The 17372-nt window shown below is 67.0% G+C and carries 17 protein-coding genes; 2 read left to right on the top strand and 15 right to left on the bottom strand.

From position 1 onward, the window contains the following. Positions 1–136 precede the first annotated feature (136 nt). From ripB to DYE23_RS13015, 3 genes are all read right to left on the bottom strand, one after another. On the bottom strand, positions 137–823 hold the full coding sequence (gene ripB / locus DYE23_RS13025; RefSeq protein ID WP_013471824.1) for an NlpC/P60 family peptidoglycan endopeptidase RipB: 687 nt from the start codon (positions 821–823) through the stop codon (positions 137–139). An 11-nt stretch (positions 824–834) separates the two neighbouring features. Next, positions 835–2274, bottom strand: a complete 1440-nt coding sequence (ripA, locus tag DYE23_RS13020; protein WP_011894520.1) for an NlpC/P60 family peptidoglycan endopeptidase RipA — start codon at positions 2272–2274, stop codon at positions 835–837. Positions 2275–2492: 218 nt separating this feature from the next. Further along, positions 2493–3086, bottom strand: a complete 594-nt coding sequence (locus tag DYE23_RS13015) for an Rv1476 family membrane protein (RefSeq protein WP_013471825.1) — start codon at positions 3084–3086, stop codon at positions 2493–2495. Positions 3087–3248: 162 nt separating this feature from the next. Between DYE23_RS13015 and DYE23_RS13010 the strand changes: the two genes are divergently transcribed. Continuing rightward, complete coding sequence (locus DYE23_RS13010) at positions 3249–6074, top strand: aconitate hydratase (protein ID WP_115327358.1); 2826 nt, start codon at positions 3249–3251, stop codon at positions 6072–6074. 31 nt (positions 6075–6105) lie between these two features. Continuing rightward, entirely contained in the window at positions 6106–6669 is a 564-nt protein-coding gene (locus DYE23_RS13005) for a TetR/AcrR family transcriptional regulator (RefSeq protein WP_011894523.1), read from the top strand. Here DYE23_RS13005 and DYE23_RS13000 read toward each other — a convergent pair. The 12 genes from DYE23_RS13000 to sufB form a co-directional block, all read right to left on the bottom strand. Next, positions 6666–6860, bottom strand: a complete 195-nt coding sequence (locus tag DYE23_RS13000) for a helix-turn-helix domain-containing protein (RefSeq protein ID WP_115327357.1) — start codon at positions 6858–6860, stop codon at positions 6666–6668. The two genes, DYE23_RS13005 and DYE23_RS13000, sit on opposite strands and share 4 nt — an antisense overlap. A 111-nt stretch (positions 6861–6971) precedes the next feature. Continuing rightward, positions 6972–8600 (bottom strand): ABC-F family ATP-binding cassette domain-containing protein, encoded by a 1629-nt coding sequence (locus DYE23_RS12995; protein ID WP_115327356.1) that lies wholly within the window; start codon positions 8598–8600, stop codon positions 6972–6974. A gap of 113 nt (positions 8601–8713) precedes the next feature. Further along, positions 8714–9574: an enoyl-CoA hydratase gene (locus tag DYE23_RS12990; protein WP_115327355.1), complete on the bottom strand. Its 861-nt coding sequence runs from the start codon at positions 9572–9574 to the stop codon at positions 8714–8716. 36 nt (positions 9575–9610) lie between these two features. Continuing rightward, on the bottom strand, positions 9611–9973 hold the full coding sequence (gene trxA, locus DYE23_RS12985) for a thioredoxin (RefSeq protein WP_115327354.1): 363 nt from the start codon (positions 9971–9973) through the stop codon (positions 9611–9613). Between the two features lie 66 nt (positions 9974–10039). Further along, positions 10040–11383, bottom strand: coding sequence for a permease prefix domain 1-containing protein (locus DYE23_RS12980; RefSeq protein WP_115328951.1), 1344 nt, complete (start codon positions 11381–11383; stop codon positions 10040–10042). Then, entirely contained in the window at positions 11383–11745 is a 363-nt protein-coding gene (locus DYE23_RS12975; protein WP_115327353.1) for a PadR family transcriptional regulator, read from the bottom strand. The genes DYE23_RS12980 and DYE23_RS12975 overlap by 1 nt, the downstream gene beginning before the upstream one ends. A 38-nt stretch (positions 11746–11783) precedes the next feature. Beyond that, positions 11784–12143 (bottom strand): metal-sulfur cluster assembly factor, encoded by a 360-nt coding sequence (locus DYE23_RS12970; RefSeq protein WP_011894529.1) that lies wholly within the window; start codon positions 12141–12143, stop codon positions 11784–11786. Continuing rightward, positions 12140–12607 carry a Fe-S cluster assembly sulfur transfer protein SufU gene (gene sufU, locus DYE23_RS12965; RefSeq protein WP_115327352.1) on the bottom strand — a complete coding sequence of 156 codons (468 nt, stop codon included), beginning with the start codon at positions 12605–12607 and terminating at the stop codon, positions 12140–12142. The genes DYE23_RS12970 and sufU overlap by 4 nt, the downstream gene beginning before the upstream one ends. Continuing rightward, on the bottom strand, positions 12607–13902 hold the full coding sequence (locus DYE23_RS12960) for a cysteine desulfurase (RefSeq protein WP_115327351.1): 1296 nt from the start codon (positions 13900–13902) through the stop codon (positions 12607–12609). The genes sufU and DYE23_RS12960 overlap by 1 nt, the downstream gene beginning before the upstream one ends. 1 nt (position 13903) lies before the next feature. Next, positions 13904–14674: a Fe-S cluster assembly ATPase SufC gene (gene sufC / locus DYE23_RS12955; protein WP_011894532.1), complete on the bottom strand. Its 771-nt coding sequence runs from the start codon at positions 14672–14674 to the stop codon at positions 13904–13906. Between the two features lies 1 nt (position 14675). Then, positions 14676–15875, bottom strand: a complete 1200-nt coding sequence (sufD, locus tag DYE23_RS12950; protein WP_115327350.1) for a Fe-S cluster assembly protein SufD — start codon at positions 15873–15875, stop codon at positions 14676–14678. Next, on the bottom strand, positions 15875–17314 hold the full coding sequence (gene sufB / locus DYE23_RS12945) for a Fe-S cluster assembly protein SufB (RefSeq protein WP_011894534.1): 1440 nt from the start codon (positions 17312–17314) through the stop codon (positions 15875–15877). Before sufB ends, sufD begins: the two co-directional genes overlap by 1 nt. Positions 17315–17372: the final 58 nt, after the last annotated feature.

Here is a 17372-nt window from a genome sequence, read left to right as displayed (position 1 = left end):
TCCTTCCACAGGCGCCGAACATGCTGGTCTTGGCGGCGCGGGACCCGTGTGGTCCGCGCGCTCGCCGTCAACTATTCCAGGCGGTCCGGGATCCGTCGACGTCGCCCGGTCTCCTCAGGAATAACTCAGGCCACACTCAGGATTCGATGATGCGCTGCACGGTGGGCTGCAGGCCCGACATCCGGACCTTGCTGACGACGACCTTGTCGGCGGTGCCGCCGGATTCCAGCATCTGCCCGTTGCCCAGGTAGATCGCGACGTGCTGGCTGCCGCCGGGACCCCAGAACAGGAGGTCACCGCGTTTGGCCTGCTGGACCGGCACCCGACGGCCGGTGTTGAACTGGTCGCCCGAATACTTCGGGATCAGCACGCCGACACCGGCGAACGAGTACTGGGTGAAGCCGGAGCAGTCGAACCCGACGGTGTTGGCGCCGCGTTCCACCCCGAGGCTCGGGCCGGTGGGCTTGCCGCCGCCCCAGGAGTACGGGGTGCCAAGCCGGGCGGCGCCGCGCTTGATGACGTACTCGACGGCCGCCGGGCCGCGCACCGATCCGGGCGCGACGGTGGGCGCGTCGGCCGGCACGAGGCCGAGGGTCTGCAGGAACTTCCGTCCCATGTCCATGGTCGCCTGGGTGGCCTGCGCGGTCACCTGCAGTGACGCGTTCGCGATCGCCAGCGCGTCACCCGGGGCGCCCGCGCTGGGCCGCATCGGCAGCAGCGGATCCCACGCTCCCCCGCCGGGTTGCGCCGACGCCGGGGCCATGGCCCCCGCCAGCAGCGCGGCGGCCGCGAGCAGTGCGACCAGGACACGACGTAGGGCCATCGGCACTCGGGTCACCACTCGATCATTCGGGTTACGTACGGGGTCATACCGCTGGTGCGGACGGGCGAGATCTTGACGACCGAGCCGGTGTAGGGGGCCTCCAGCATCTGACCGTCACCGAGGTACATCGCGACGTGCTGGCTGGCGTTGGGGCCGTAGAAGATCATGTCGCCGCGCCGCATCTGCGACGAGGGCACCTTGCGGCCGGCGTTGTACTGCGACCCCGAGTAATGGTCGAGCTTGATACCGACACCGGCGAACATGTAGAGCATCAGGCCCGAGCAGTCGAAGCCGACCGTCCCTGCGCCGGAGTCGATCCCGCGGCTCGGCCCGGCGGCGTTGCCGCCGCCCCACGAGTACGGCACGCCCATCTGCGACATGCCTCGCTTGATGACGTACTCGGTGGCGTTGCGGCCGTGCAGCGCCGGGATGGCGCCGTTGGTGATACCGGTCGGCGTCGGGAGCAGCCCGATGCTCTGCAGGAATTTGCGTCCCAGGTTCTGGGTGATCTCCACCGACGTGGTGATGATCTTGAGTACCGCGTTGATGATCTGGATCGGGTCGCCGCTGACGAACGCGCTCGGGATCTGGGGCAGCGTCATGTCCCAGGCCGTCTCGCGGTTGCCGGTGGCCGGGTCGACATCCCAGCTGGAGCCCGACCCGCCGGGTGCGGGCGCGCCGGCACCCGTCGCGGCGCCGGTGGGTGCAGCGGCCGGCGCGGGCGAGGACGGTGCGGGCGAGGACGGTGCGGCCAGCGATCTGGCCTGCTGCAGCCGGGCCTGCGCCTGTGCCCGTTCGGCGGTCAGCCGGTCCAGCTCGGTCTGCTGGGCCTTGAACGTCTCCTGGGCCTTCGTCAGCGCGGACACGGCGTCCTGTTGGCTGGTCTCGGCGGCCTTGACGGCGTCGTCGGCCTTCTGCTTGGCCAGGCGCGCGGCCGATTCCTTGTTGACCTGCTCGGTGCGGGCCCGCTGCAGATCGGCCATCACCTTCTGCGAGCTGATCGACAGGCTCTGGCCGGCCGCGGCGGTGTGCAGGATGTCGGTCGGATCCGACGCGGTCAGATACGAGCTCGACGGGCCGCGCACGTACATCGCGGCGGCGAACTTGTCGAACCGCGCCTGGGCGGCCGCGATGGCGGCGTTGGCGTCTTTGACGCGCTGCGCGGACGCGTCGACGTCTAGTTGAGCGGCGGCGGCGTCGTCGCGGGCCGTCTGCACGTCCAGGATCGCCTTGTTGACGCTCTCCTGCTGCATCTGGATCTGCGCGCCGAGATCTTGGAGTTGCTGGTTGACGTTCGCGACGTCGGTCACCAACCGCGCGATCCCGTCGGCCTGGGCCGGCTGGGCGAGGGCGAGGTGGGGTGCCAGGTTCGGCACCGTCAGCACCATGCCGAAGGCCAGGGACGCGGCGCACAGCCGCGAAGCGGAGGCGCCGCCAGGGGTGCGTCTCATTCGACTCAAGTCTCCTCAGGCTCCACGCGGGACGTGTCGGCACAGGTACGGCGCCGAAGCACAGGAGTCACATGGGACACAACCGCAACAACAGGCACCGATTGCACCGTACGTCACATCTGACGCTAAAGAAACTTTAGCAACAAATTACAACAATGTAATTGCGAATGGCGTTATCAAATAGTGATCTTTGAATTTGCCGGTTAGTGATGGAGGGGTCAGTCTCTGCTGCTCTGAGCCATTTCGGTCGTGGCGGACCGTTTGCCCCATTTCTGCAGGACGCGGGTTCCGGCCACCGCGAGAATGACCGCGATAACGAGGACAATCGTGAATGGCGTCCACGGAAAGTGCGACGTCGTCAACTCGGATACGAAATTCTGCGACGACTGCACGGGATTGCCGGTCTTGGCCACATCCTCGCCCGCTTCGAGGGTGACGCGGTCGAACTCCGAGCTGTAGGTGCCGGCGAACGACGGGCTGATCGCGAGCACCGTCGAACCCGGGTTCGCCTCGCCGACCTCGGTGGCGATGTCACGCAACGGGCTGTGGATGGGCGGGTTGGCGTCGATCACCACGATCTTGAGGTCGATCCCGTCCGCGCGGGCGCCCGCGACGACATCGACCAGTTGCTGCTCGACCGCGGGGTCGGTGCCGATCGGCACGCTGACGCCGGACTCGGCCACATTCGTGCGCACGATGTCCATGCAGGCATCCGGCGTGGGCTTGCCGGGTTCCATCGCCACCCCGACCGACTGGCACAGCTCCGGCGGGATGTAGGTGGGCGCAATAGGGACGAACGTCAGTCCGGACACATCAGCAAGGTACGCGATGGGTATCCGACCGGGGTGGCAGCACGCCGGTCATGAGACAAGACTGATACCGCCCTGGGATTACATACAGGACAAGCGTACTGTTAGGGTTACCAACACCGCGGCACAGCCCGTCGCGGCCATGATTTGAATCCGGGAGTTGATGTGAGCAGCAAGAATTCATCCCTGAACTCGTTCGGGGCGAAGGACACGCTGAAGGTCGGAGACAACAGCTACGAGATCTACCGCCTCGACGCGGTCCCCGGAACCGAGAAACTTCCCTACAGCCTCAAGGTGCTTGCCGAGAACCTGCTCCGCACCGAGGACGGGGCGAACATCACCAAGGACCACATCGAGGCCATCGCGAAGTGGGACCCGTCGGCCGACCCGAGCGTGGAGATCCAGTTCACCCCGGCCCGCGTGATCATGCAGGACTTCACCGGCGTGCCCTGCATCGTCGACCTGGCCACCATGCGCGAGGCCGTCGGCGAGCTCGGCGGCGACCCGCAGCAGGTCAATCCCCTCGCGCCCGCCGATCTGGTCATCGACCACTCCGTGATCGCCGACCTGTTCGGCCGCGCCGACGCGTTCGAGCGCAACGTGGAGATCGAATACGAGCGCAACGGCGAGCGCTACCAGTTCCTGCGCTGGGGCCAGGGTGCGTTCGACGACTTCAAGGTCGTCCCGCCCGGCACCGGCATCGTGCACCAGGTCAACATCGAGTACCTGGCCAGCGTCGTCATGGCTCGTAGTGACGCTGAAGGAAACACCGTGGCCTACCCCGACACCTGCGTGGGCACCGACAGCCACACCACGATGGAGAACGGCCTGGGCGTGCTCGGCTGGGGCGTCGGAGGCATCGAGGCCGAGGCCGCGATGCTCGGCCAGCCCGTGTCGATGCTGATCCCCCGCGTGGTCGGCTTCAAGATCACCGGTGAGCGCCGACCGGGTGTGACAGCCACCGACGTGGTGCTGACCGTGACCGAGATGCTGCGCCAGCACGGCGTGGTCGGCAAGTTCGTCGAGTTCTACGGCGACGGCGTGGCCGAGGTGCCGTTGGCCAACCGCGCCACCCTGGGCAACATGAGCCCCGAATTCGGTTCCACCGCAGCGATTTTCCCGATCGACGACGTCACCATCGAGTACCTGCGGTTGACGGGGCGCAGCGAGGAGCAGCTCGCGCTGGTCGAGGCGTACGCCAAAGAGCAGGGCATGTGGCACGACCCGTCCCGCGAGCCGAAGTTCTCCGAGTACCTCGAACTCGACCTCGCCGACGTGGTGCCCTCGATCGCCGGGCCGAAGCGTCCGCAGGACCGCATTGCGCTCGACGATGCGAAGAACGCGTTCCGCAAGGACATCCACAACTACGTCGAGAACAACCACCCGGCGCCGGAGACCAAGCTCGACGACACGATCGACGACACCTTCCCGGCCAGCGACCCCGCGACGTTGCAGTTCGCCGATGACGGCGCGGTGAACATGCACTCGGCGGCCAACGGTGCCGACGGCCGTCCCACCAAGCCCGTCACCGTCAAGTCCGACGAGCACGGCGAGTTCGTCCTCGACCACGGCGCCGTCGTGATCGCGGCGATCACCTCCTGCACCAACACCTCCAACCCCGAGGTGATGATCGGGGCGGCCCTGCTGGCCAAGAACGCCGTCGACAAGGGCCTGGCACGCAAGCCGTGGGTGAAGACCACCATGGCACCCGGCTCTCAGGTGGTGACGGACTACTACAACAAGGCCGGGCTGTGGCCCTACCTGGAGAAGCTCGGCTTCTTCCTCGTCGGGTACGGCTGCACCACCTGCATCGGCAACAGCGGACCGCTGCCGGAGGAGGTCAGCAAGGCGATCAACGACAACGACCTGTCGGTGACCGCGGTGCTGTCGGGCAACCGCAACTTCGAAGGCCGCATCAACCCCGACGTGAAGATGAACTACCTGGCCTCCCCGCCGCTGGTGATCGCCTACGCGTTGGCCGGCAGCATGGACTTCGACTTCGAGAGCGACAGCCTGGGCAACGACTCCGACGGTAACCCGGTGTTCCTCAAGGACATCTGGCCGTCGCAGAAGGACATCAGCGACACCATCGCCGAGGCCATCAGCCAGGAGATGTTCACCAAGAACTACGCCGACGTGTTCAAGGGTGACGAGAGGTGGCGCAACCTGCCCACCCCCAGCGGTAACACCTTCGAGTGGGATCAGGATTCGACCTACGTCCGCAAGCCTCCGTACTTCGAGGGCATGCCCGCCGAGCCGCAGCCCGTCACCGACATCTCGGGCGCCAGAGTGCTTGCCCTGCTCGGAGATTCGGTCACCACCGACCACATCTCCCCCGCCGGTGCGATCAAGCCGGGCACCCCGGCCGCCGAGTACCTGGAGTCCCACGGCGTGGAACGCAAGGACTACAACTCCTACGGCTCTCGTCGCGGTAACCACGAGGTGATGATCCGCGGCACCTTCGCCAACATCCGGCTGAAGAATCAGCTGCTCGACGACGTCTCGGGCGGCTACACCCGGGACTTCACCAAGGAGGGCGAGCAGGCGTTCATCTACGACGCCGCGCAGAACTACGCCGAGCAGAACATCCCTCTGGTGGTGCTGGGCGGCAAGGAGTACGGGTCCGGGTCCTCCCGCGACTGGGCGGCCAAGGGCACCAGCCTGCTGGGTGTGCGCGCGGTGATCACCGAGTCCTTCGAGCGCATCCACCGGTCGAACCTGATCGGCATGGGTGTCATCCCGTTGCAGTTCCCCGAGGGTGAGTCGGCGGCGTCGCTGAAGCTCGACGGCACGGAGACGTTCGACATCACCGGTATCGAGGAGCTCAACAACGGCAAGACGCCCAAGACGGTCAAGGTCACGGCCACCAAGCCCGACGGCGGGAAGGTCGAGTTCGATGCGGTCGTGCGCATCGACACCCCCGGCGAGGCCGACTATTACCGAAACGGCGGCATCCTGCAGTACGTGCTGCGCAACATGCTGAAGTCGTGACCAGGCGCGCACGACGCGTAGGACCCTGCCCATGCCCCGGGTGACCGACGATCATCTGGCGGCGCGCCGCCGCCAGATCCTCGACGGGGCGCGCAGATGTTTCGCGGAGTACGGGTACGAGAGCGCGACCGTGCGGCGGCTCGAACAGACCATCGGGCTGTCGCGCGGCGCGATCTTCCACCACTTCAGGGACAAGGACACGCTGTTCTTCGAACTGGCCCGCGAGGATGCCGAACGGATGGCCGACGTCGCCGCGCGCGAGGGGCTGATCCAGGTGATGCGTGACATGCTCGCCGCGCCCGACCAGTTCGATTGGCTGGCAACGCGGTTGGAGATCGCACGCAAGTTGCGCAACGATCCGGCCTTCAGTCAGGGCTGGGCCGAGCGTTCTGCCGAGTTGTCGGCGGCGACGACGGAACGGCTACGACGCCAGAAACAGGCGGGCCGGCTGCGCGACGACGTCGACGGCGAAGTGTTGCGGACTTATCTCGAGTTGGTGCTCGACGGCCTGGTGGCACGCCTGGCGTCCGGGGACGATCCCGAAAAGCTCAGTGCGGTACTCGATCTCGTCGAGGCGTCGGTGCGGCAGCCCTAGGCGGTGCGCCGGCCGCGGTGGTTCGGGCCGCCGCGGCTGCGCATCGTCACCCCCGCCTCGCGCAGCAGGGAGTGGATCGACCCGTAGGAATGACCCGTGGACGCCACCAGCGAACGGATGCTCGCGCCGCGTTCATAGGCATTGCGCAGCTCGGACATCAGTTGATCCCTGGACTTGCCATTGTTCTTCATCTTCGGCGCCTCCCGGCTGGTGTGCTCGGATGTGACTCCGGTTTACCCCGCACAGCAACTGTTGACACCGATCAAATATGACGACGGCCGCCACCGGGCGGCGTCGGCGCGTCAGGCCAGTTCGATCAGGTCGCGATAGTCGTCGGACCAGAAGTCCTCGGTGCCGTCGGGCAGCAGCAGCACCCGCTGCGGATCCAGGGCCTCGGCAGCGCCCGGGTCGTGGGTCACCAGCACCACCGCACCGGCATAGCTGCGCAGCGCGTCGAGCACCTGTTCACGCGACGCGGGGTCGAGATTGTTCGTCGGCTCGTCGAGCAGCAGCACGTTGGCCGTGGACGCGACGAGGCCGGCGAGTGCCAGCCGCGTCTTCTCGCCGCCCGACAGGGTGCCCGCAGGCTGTTCGAGCTGCGGTCCGGTGAACATGAACGCACCGAGCAGGCCGCGCAGGTCCTGCTCCCCGGTGTCAGGTGCGGCCGAGCGGATGTTCTCCCACACCGTCCTCATGGTGTCGAGCGTGTCGTGCTCCTGGGCGAAGTACCCGATCTTGAGACCGTGGCCGGGTTCGAGCCCGCCCGCATCGGCGGTCTCCACACCGGCGAGCAGCCGCAGCAGTGTGGTCTTGCCCGCACCGTTGAGACCCAGCACGACGACCCGCGAGCCACGGTCGATGGCCAGGTCGAGACCGGTGAAGATCTCCAGCGAACCGTAGGTCTTGGTCAACCCCTTGGCGATCAACGGGGTTTTCCCGCACGGCGCCGGTGTCGGGAACTTGATCCGCGCCACCTTGTCGGCGACCCGCTCGGCGTCGAGCTCGGCCATCATCCGCTCGGCCCGACGCAACATGTTCTGCGCGGCAACGGCTTTCGTCGCCTTGGCACCCATCTTGGCCGCCTGCGCGCGCAACGCACCGGCCTTCTTCTCGGCGTTCGCGCGTTCCCGCCGGCGGCGCTGCTCGTCGGTCGCGCGGGCGTCGAGATACTTCTGCCAGCCCATGTTGTAGACGTCGGCCTCCCCGCGGACCGCGTCGAGGAACCAGACCCGGTTCACCACGTCGGCGAGCAGCTCGACGTCGTGGCTGATGACCACCAGGCCCCCGTTGTGGTTCTGCAGGAAGGCGCGCAGCCAACCGATCGAGTCGGCGTCGAGGTGGTTGGTGGGCTCGTCGAGCAGAAGGGTGGTGGCATCTCCGCCGCCACCCTCGGAGGCGGCGAACAGGATCCGGGCCAGCTCCACCCGGCGGCGCTGGCCGCCTGAGAGGGTGCGCAGCGGCTGGGTCAGGACGCGATCGGGCAGCCCGAGGCTGGCGCAGATCCGTCCGGCCTCGCTCTCGGCGGCGTACCCGCCGAGTGCGGCGAAGCGCTCTTCGAGCTGTCCGTAGCGGCGCACCGCCTTGTCGCGGGCCGCGTCGTCGGCGACCTCGGCCATCAGCGCCTGCTGCTTCTCCAGATCCGACAGCAGCGTGTCGAGGCCACGCGCCGAGAGCACGCGGTCGCGGGCCAGCATGTCCAAGTCACCCTCTTTGGGATCCTGTGGCAGATAACCGATTTCACCGGTGCGTGTGACCGAGCCCGCATACGGCTCGCCCTCCCCGGCGAGGATGCGCATGGTGGTCGTCTTGCCGGCGCCGTTGCGCCCGACGAGCCCGATTCGGTCCCCCGGCTGCACCCGCAACGCCGAGCCTTCGACGGAGAGCAGCGTGCGCGCTCCAGCGCGGACCTCAAGGTCCGTTGCGGTGATCACGCTGATGCTCCTGAAAATGAAATGGGGGCAGGGGCCGACACATCGGGCCCGCGCCGTACATGGCCTTCGGCAAGGCTAATGGCAACGACCGGCCGGAGGCCAATCGATATCAGCTACCTGTCGTCGCTGAACCGGGGTGCCCGCTTCTCCCGGCGGGCGGCGACAGCCTCTTCGAAGTTGTCGGTCAGCAACCGGATGTAGAGCTGCCCGAGCCCCTCGGCCTGCATGTGGGCCTCAAGGGATCCGGCGTCCAGGCCGCTCCACAGCGTCCGTTTGGTCAGCTCGGTGCCGGGCCGGGAGAATCCGGCGATCCGTTCGGCGAGCTCGTAGCAGGTCTCCAGCAGGTCCTCGTCGGCCACACGCCGCGACACGAGCCCGATCCGTTCGGCTTCCTCGGCGTCGACGTCGCGGCCGGTCAGCATGATCTCGAAGGCGCGCGACGACCCGATCGCGCGCGGCAGCAGATAGCTCAGTCCGAGCTCACTGGCGGTGAGGCCGTTGTTGATGCCGGCGGCACGGAAGTACGCCGACGTAGAGGCGACTCGGATGTCGGCGGCCAGCGCAAGGCACAGCCCGCCCCCGATGGCGGCGCCGTTGACCGCCGCGATCACCGGTTGGTGCAGCTTGCGCAGCGCCAGGATGACGTCGTCGAGGACCTCCATCGACCGCAGCCCGAAAGCCGGACGGGTCAGGCCGTCGACGTGCGGAACCGATCCGGCCGACTTGTGGTCAGCCCCGGACGAGAAACCGTGCCCGGCGCCGGTGAGCACCACGGCCCGGACGTCGTTGTCGTAGGTGAGCTCGTCGAGGGCGGCCTTCAACGGGACCATCACGTCGAACGCCATCGAGTTCATCCGCTCGGGCCGGTTCAGCGTCACGAGGGCGACGTGGGGCCGCGGACGGTCGACGAGGACGTACCCGTTGGTCCCAGAGCCGTTGGTCCCAGATCCGTTGGTCGCAGAGACGTTGGTCACGGATGCACGGTAGCGCGCCGCCTGTGGACAGTGCCGTCAGGACTGGCCGTCCCCCTGCGCGGCGATCGCGGCGTCGATGTCGAAGTCCTTGACCTGCTGAATGAGGTCCTCCAGCGCGGCCGGCGGCAGGGCGCCCGCCTGGTTGAACACCAGTTTGCCCTTCTTGAACGCCATCAGCGTGGGGATCGAGCGGATGTCGGCGGCCGCGGCGAGCTGCTGCTCGGCCTCGGTGTCGACCTTGGCGTACACCACGTCGGGGTGCTTCTCCGACGATGCGGCGAAGGTCGGCGCGAAGGCCTTGCACGGCCCGCACCACGACGCCCAGAAATCCACCAGCACGATGTCGTTGTCGTTGATGGTGTCGTTGAACTCTTCTGCGGTGATGTCTTTGGTGGCCATGCCTGTCCTAACGTCGGTGTTTGTGTCGATGTTCCCCGTCGGGGCCCTCTGCGAACCCACGTTGCGCTAGACGAAGTCGAATGCCGGGGGAACTGTGACGGCGACCAGGGCGGCCCACACACCGAACACCGGGAGATAACCGGTCTGCCACCGTTCGATCGCCGCGAAGTCGCGACGGCGGCGCAGGAACCCGCCCAGCAGGTGGGCCGACCACGCGAGGTTGGTCAGCAACACGAGGTTGAGGCCCAGCGCGGTGACCTTGTTCGCGCTCGTGCCGAACTCCGCGATACGGGTCAGCATCGCGATCAGCATCAGCACGTCGACGGCCAGCGCGCTGAGGACGAGCATCAGCTGCATGCGGTCGAAGAAGTCCGGCCGCAGGTGCGGGTCGCGCGCCGAGACCGCATAGAGCAGCAGCCCGAGGACCAGCACCAAAATGACGTCCATCAGGATCAGCAGGGTGCGGTCGACGTCGACGAATCGCCCGGACACCGCGAACGCGCCCAGCAGGGCCAGCAGCATCACCGTGGTCAGCGGAGTGAACACGCGGGTCAGCACCGGAGCGATGTTCTCCACCACGCTCTGCTTGGCCTCGACCAGCCATGCCGCGACGAGAACGCCCGCAGGCGCCACGCACGGGACGATCCAGTCCTCCACCACCGACTCGATGTCGCTGCCCAGCGCGTCGAAGGCGCCGACCGTCAACGCCGTCAGCACGCCGCCGCCGAGCCCGAGCAGCGTCAGGTAGACCACCCATTCGCCGGTGAACCGGATGAAGTCCATCCGCCGGCGGGCGTCGCGCCAGCGACCACCGGCGTAGGCCACGCCGACGACGAACCACAACACGATCGGCGTGTGGATCGCTGCGATCGCCTCGGTGGCACCCCCGGAGTCGAAAGGGTAGACCGACTGCAGAACCGCCGCGGCAACGAACACCGCACCCAACACGGCGGTGACGCGCAGGGCCATCCGCCGCTTCCAGGCGAAATAGCCGACCAGGAACGGCAGCACGAATACCGCTGCGTAGCGGGCGAATTCGTCACCGAGTAGCGATGATCCGGCCTTGGTCGCCATCGCGGCCCCGACGGCGGCCCCGACCACCACGGCAAGCTCGCGGCGGGATGCTCCGCCGCCCTCGGCGTCGGTGGGCAGCAGGACCAGTTGTTTCCACAACCGCTCGGAATGCTCGCGCGCGAACTCCCGGGAGATGCTGTCGAGGTCGCCCATCCGTTTGACGGCGACCAGGAACGCTTCGTCATCGTGGAGGCCTGCGGCGTTGAGGTCCGAGATCTGGTCGCGGAGATGATCTTCCATCTCGTCGACATCTGCCGTGGAGATGGCGGCACGACGTTCGATGTAGCCGCGCCACTGACCGATCTGCGATTCCACCGTGGGGTTCTCGGCGGTCATCACGCCCACCCGGTGGCCGCAGACGGGGGCCGCTGAGCGCTGCGCCACACCTGGTCCAGCATGCCCGCCATCGCCTCCCACTGGGAACGGCGCACGGCGAGGGTGTCGCGGCCTGCGTCGGTGATCGCGTAGTGCTTGCGGCGCCGCCCACTGTCCGAACGTCCCCACGACGACGTCACCAGGCCCAACCGCTCCAGCCGGTGCAGCAGCGGGTACAGCATGCCGTCGCTCCACTGGATCTCGCCGCCGGACAGATCCTCGACCCGCTGAAGAATGGCATAGCCATAGGACTCGCCCTCGGCGAGGATGCCGAGCACCAGCGGCGTCGCCGACGCCGCCACGAGATCCTTGTCGATATACATAGCAGCGCTACCCTAGCACTGCTATGTACGGATGAGCGTCAGACGGTGAAACCCAACGCCCGCAGCTGCTCGCGGCCGTCCTCGGTGATCTTGTCCGGACCCCACGGCGGGTTCCACACCCAGTTGATCTTGATCTCGTTCACCAGCCCCGCGCCGACGAGAGCCGAGCGCGACTGATCCTCGATGACATCGGTAAGGGGGCACGCCGCCGACGTCAGGGTCATGTCGATCAGCGCGACCGGCCCCGCCTCGCTGTTCTCCAGTCCGATTCCGTAGACAAGGCCCAGGTCGACGACGTTGATACCCAACTCCGGGTCGACGACGTCCCGCATCGCCTCCTCCAGGTCGGCGATCACTTCATCGTTCGGTGCTGCACCCTCGTGGGAAACGTCACTCATGTCGATTCTCCTTCAGAATTCTCGGGCCCGTGGGCCTCCGCCAGCGCGGCTTTGAACGCTGTCCATCCCAGCAGCGCGCACTTCACCCGCGCCGGGTACTTCGACACACCGGCAAACGCGATGCCGTCACCGAGCACATCCTCGTCGCCGTCGATCTTTCCGCGTGACGACACCATCTCGGTGAACGCCGCCACCGTCTTGAGCGCATCCCCGACCGTCTGGCCGATCACCTGGTCGGTCAGCACCGACGTCGACGCCTGGCTGATCGAACAGCCCTGCCCGTCGTAGGAGATGTCGGTGACGGTCTCGCCGTCGTCGGACAGCGCCACCCGCAGCGTCACCTCGTCACCACACGTCGGATTGACGTGGTGCACCTCGGCCGCGAACGGCTCACGCAGACCCCGGTGATGCGGATGCTTGTAGTGATCCAGGATCGTTTCCTGATAGATCTGTTCCAGCCGCACTAGTCCCTGCCTGATCCCCGGGTCGCTCCGCTCCTGCCCGCCGAACCGAAGAACTCGACGGCGCGACGTACCCCGGCCACCAGGCGGTCCACCTCGTCGACGGTGTTGTACACCGCGAACGACGCGCGCGCCGTCGCGGCGATACCGAACCTGCGATGCAGCGGCCATGCGCAGTGGTGGCCCACCCGCACCGCGACCCCGTCGTCGTCGAGCACCTGCCCGACGTCGTGGGCGTGCACACCGTCGACCACGAACGACACCGGCGAGCCGCGATCGTCCATGGACGCCGGACCGATGACGCGCACGCCCGGCACCTCCGAGAGGCCTGCGAGGGCCGCGGCGACGAGTTCCCGCTCATGCTCTTCGACCGCGGGCATCCCCAGGGCGTCGAGATACCGTGCCGCGGCACCCAACCCGACGACCTGTGAGGTCATCGGAGTGCCCGCCTCGAACCGTTGCGGTGCGGGTGCGAACGTCGTCGCCTCCATCGTGACGGTCTCGATCATCGAGCCGCCGGTCAGAAACGGAGGCAGTGCGTTCAGCAGCGCGCGGCGCCCGTAGAGCACACCGATGCCCGTCGGCCCCAGCATCTTGTGCCCCGAGAACGCGGCGAAGTCGACGTCGAGGGCATGGAAGTCGACCGGCTGATGCGGCACCGACTGGCAGGCGTCGAGCACCACGAGGGCACCGACGGCCCTCGCGCGCGCCACCAGCTCCGACACGGGGGCGATCGCGCCGGTCACATTCGAATGATGGCTGAAGGCAACGACCTTCACGCGCTCATCGAGATCGAGCGAGTCGAGGTCGATGCGCCCGTCATCGGTCACTCCGTACCAGCGCAACGTGGCGCCCGTGCGCAGCGCGAGTTCCTGCCACGGAACCAGGTTCGCGTGGTGCTCGAGCTCGGTCGTGACGATCACGTCGCCGGGCCCGATGGCGTTCTCGAACCGCTTGTCCCCCAGCGCATATGCCACCAGGTTGATGGCCTCTGTCGCGTTCTTGGTGAACACCAGCTCGTCGGAGTCGGCACCCACGAACGACGCGATGGCCTCGCGGCCATGCTCGTAGGCGTCCGTGGACTCCTCCATCAGCTGGTGTGCGCCCCGGTGGACGGCACCGTTGGAGTGCAGCAGGAAGTCACGTTCGGCGTCGAGCACCGCCAAGGGTTTCTGCGACGTCGCCCCCGAATCGAGGTAGGCCAACTGCTGCCCGCCCCGCATCACGCGGCTCAGGATCGGAAAATCCGCCCGGACCCTATTGAGCACCGTGAGGTCCAACGTGCGTGCGGTGGTCATGTCACGCCCCTGCGGCGGCAGCCTGGGTGAAGCGCTCGTAACCGTTCTCTTCGAGTTCGTCGGCCAACTCCGGCCCGCCCGACTCGATGATCCGGCCGTCGTAGAAGACGTGGACGAACTGCGGCTGGATGTAGCGCAGGATGCGGGTGTAGTGCGTGATCAGCAGGACACCGGCGTTCTCAGCTTCCTTGAACCGGTTCACGCCTTCGCTGACGATGCGCAGCGCGTCGACATCCAGACCGGAGTCGGTCTCGTCGAGGATGGCGATCTTCGGCTTGAGCAGGCCCAGCTGCAGAATCTCGTGGCGCTTCTTCTCGCCGCCGGAGAAACCTTCGTTGACGCTGCGCTCGCCGAACGTCGGGTCGATGTCCAGGTCGCTCATCGCGGCCTTGACCTCCTTGACCCAGTGCCGCAACTTGGGCGCTTCCCCGCGCACCGCGGTCGCCGCGGTGCGCAGGAAGTTCGACATCGACACGCCGGGCACCTCGACGGGGTACTGCATCGCCAGGAACAGTCCGGCGCGCGCCCGCTCGTCGATGCTCATCTCCAGCACGTCGGCGCCGTCGAGGGTGATCGACCCCGAGGTGACGGTGTACTTGGGATGGCCGGCGATCGCGTAGGACAGCGTCGACTTGCCGGATCCGTTGGGGCCCATCACGGCGTGGGTCTCGCCCGACTTCACCGTCAGATTCACGCCCTTGAGGATCGGGACTTCCTCGCCCTCGGGGGTGAAGACCGACGCGTGCAGGTCTTTGATTTCCAGTGTCGTCATGTCAGTTCGCACTCGCTTCGGTGATTGCTAGTTCTCGTTCGATGGCATCGGTCAGGCGCTCGCGCACGGCGGGGACGGCGATCTTCGCGATGATCTCGTTGAAGAAGCCGCGCACCACAAGGCGGCGCGCCTGGGCCTCGGGAATGCCCCGGGCCCGTAGATAGAACAATTGCTCGTCGTCGAATCGGCCGGTGGCACTGGCATGTCCGGCCCCGACGATCTCGCCGGTCTCGATCTCCAGGTTGGGCACCGAGTCGGCACGCGCGCCGTCGGTGAGAACCAGGTTGCGGTTCACCTCGAAGGTGTCGGTACCGGTCGCCTCGGCGCGGATCAGCACGTCGCCCACCCACACGGTGTGCGCGTCGGGTTTACGTGAGTCCGGATCCCCTTGCAGCGCACCCTTGTACAGCACGTCGGACTTGCAGTTGGGCTGCGAGTGGTCGACGAGGAGCCGGGACTCGAAATGCTGGCCGTCGTCGGCGAAGTAGGTGCCGAGCATCTTGGCCTCGCCACCCGGGCCGGTGTAACGCACAGTGGCCGTCGTGCGCACGACGTCGCCGCCGAGCGTGACGTTGACGTGTCCGAGCACGGCGTCCCTACCCAGCTTCGCGTGGTGCGAGCTGACATGCACGGTGTCGTCGGCCCAGTCGGCGATCCAGATCAGCCCGAGACCGGCGGAGTCGCCGACGATGATCTCGACGTTGTCGGCGTAGACGCCGCTGCCACGCAAATCCACCACGACGATAGCGCGCGACAGTTCCTCGACGCGGATCTGCAGATGCCCGTAGGCCACTGCGTCCTCACCGGGTCCCTCGATCACGATCTCGATCGGTTCGGCCACCTCGGTGTCCCGGGCGACGGTCACGACGGTCGCCGACTCGAACGACGAGAATGCCTGCGCCGCAACACGGTCCGAGGGCACGCCGGCCTGGCCCAGGCGCGCGTCGCCACGCGCGACGGTCTCGACCGTCACGCCCTCACGCTCGGTGACGGTGATGCCGGCGGTGCCACTGGGCGTCGCGGATCCGTCGTGCAGGCCGCGCAGACGCTTCAGCGGGGTGAACCGCCACAGTTCGTCGCGGCCACCGGGTACCTCGAACGCATTGACGTCGAAGGACGAGAACAGCTCACCCTTGTTCAGGTTCAGGACCGAGCCCGATTTCACGGAACCTTCGACTGCGGATGTCAGATCGCGACTCACTAACCGACAGCCCCTTCCATCTGCAGCTCGATCAGCCGGTTGAGCTCCAGCGCGTACTCCATCGGCAGCTCCTTGGCGATCGGCTCGACGAAGCCGCGCACGACCATCGCCATCGCCTCGTCCTCGGTCAGTCCGCGGCTCATCAGATAGAACATCTGATCCTCGCTGACCTTGGACACCGTCGCCTCGTGGCCCATCGTGACGTCGTCCTCGCGGATGTCGACGTACGGATAGGTGTCGGAGCGGCTGATCGTGTCGACCAGCAGCGCATCGCATTTCACCGAGGAGCGCGACCCATGCGCCCCCTTGTTGACCTGGACCAGGCCGCGGTAGGACGCACGTCCACCGCCGCGGGCGACCGACTTGGAGACGATGTTGCTCGAGGTGTTGGGCGCCAGGTGCAGCATCTTGGCGCCGGTGTCCTGGTGCTGGCCCTCGCCGGCGAACGCGACCGAGAGGACTTCGCCCTTGGCGTGCTCGCCGGTCATCCACACGGCCGGGTACTTCATCGTGACCTTGGAGCCGATGTTGCCGTCGACCCACTCCATGGTCGCGCCGGCCTCGGCGCGGGCCCGCTTGGTGACCAGGTTGAAGACGTTGTTCGACCAGTTCTGGATGGTCGTGTAGCGGCAGCGGCCGCCCGGCTTGACGATGATCTCGACGACCGCGCTGTGCAGCGAGTCCGACTTGTAGATCGGCGCCGTGCAGCCCTCGACGTAGTGCACGTAGGCGTCTTCGTCGACGATGATCAGCGTGCGCTCGAACTGGCCCATGTTCTCGGTGTTGATTCGGAAGTAGGCCTGCAGCGGGATGTCGACGTGCACGCCCTTCGGCACGTAGATGAACGAGCCACCCGACCACACCGCGGTGTTCAGCGCGGAGAACTTGTTGTCGCCGGCCGGGATCACCGTGCCGAAGTACTCCCTGAACAGCTCCGGATGCTCTTTGAGCGCGGTGTCGGTGTCGAGGAAGATGACGCCCTGGGCCTCCAGATCCTCGCGGATCGAGTGGTAGACGACCTCGGACTCGTACTGCGCAGCCACGCCGGAGACCAGGCGCTGCTTCTCGGCCTCGGGGATGCCCAGCTTGTCGTAGGTGTTACGGATGTCCTCGGGCAGGTCGTCCCACGTGGCGGCCTGCTTCTCGCTGGAGCGCACGAAGTACTTGATGTTGTCGAAGTCGATGCCGTCGAGGTCGGAGCCCCAGTTCGGCATCGGCTTCTTGTCGAAGGTGCGCAGCGCCTTGAGTCGGATGTCGAGCATCCACTCGGGCTCGCTCTTCTTGGCCGAGATGTCGCGGACCACCGCCTCGGACAGCCCCCGCTGTGCGCTGGCTCCTGCGACATCGGAGTCAGCCCAGCCGTAGCCGTACTTGCCCAGGGACGCGATGGTCTCTTCCTGGGTCAGCGCCTCGGGCTTGACCTCCGGTGTGAGTGTCATTGCGACACACTCCTTTTGCTCTGGTAGTGGCTCCGGCGGCGGGCTGTGCGCCGGAGGT

The sequence above is a fragment of the Mycolicibacterium gilvum genome (genome assembly GCF_900454025.1).
Lineage (GTDB): Bacteria > Actinomycetota > Actinomycetes > Mycobacteriales > Mycobacteriaceae > Mycobacterium > Mycobacterium gilvum.
Note: the sequence above shows the minus strand (reverse complement) of the source record. Positions and strands in the feature narration are given on the sequence as shown.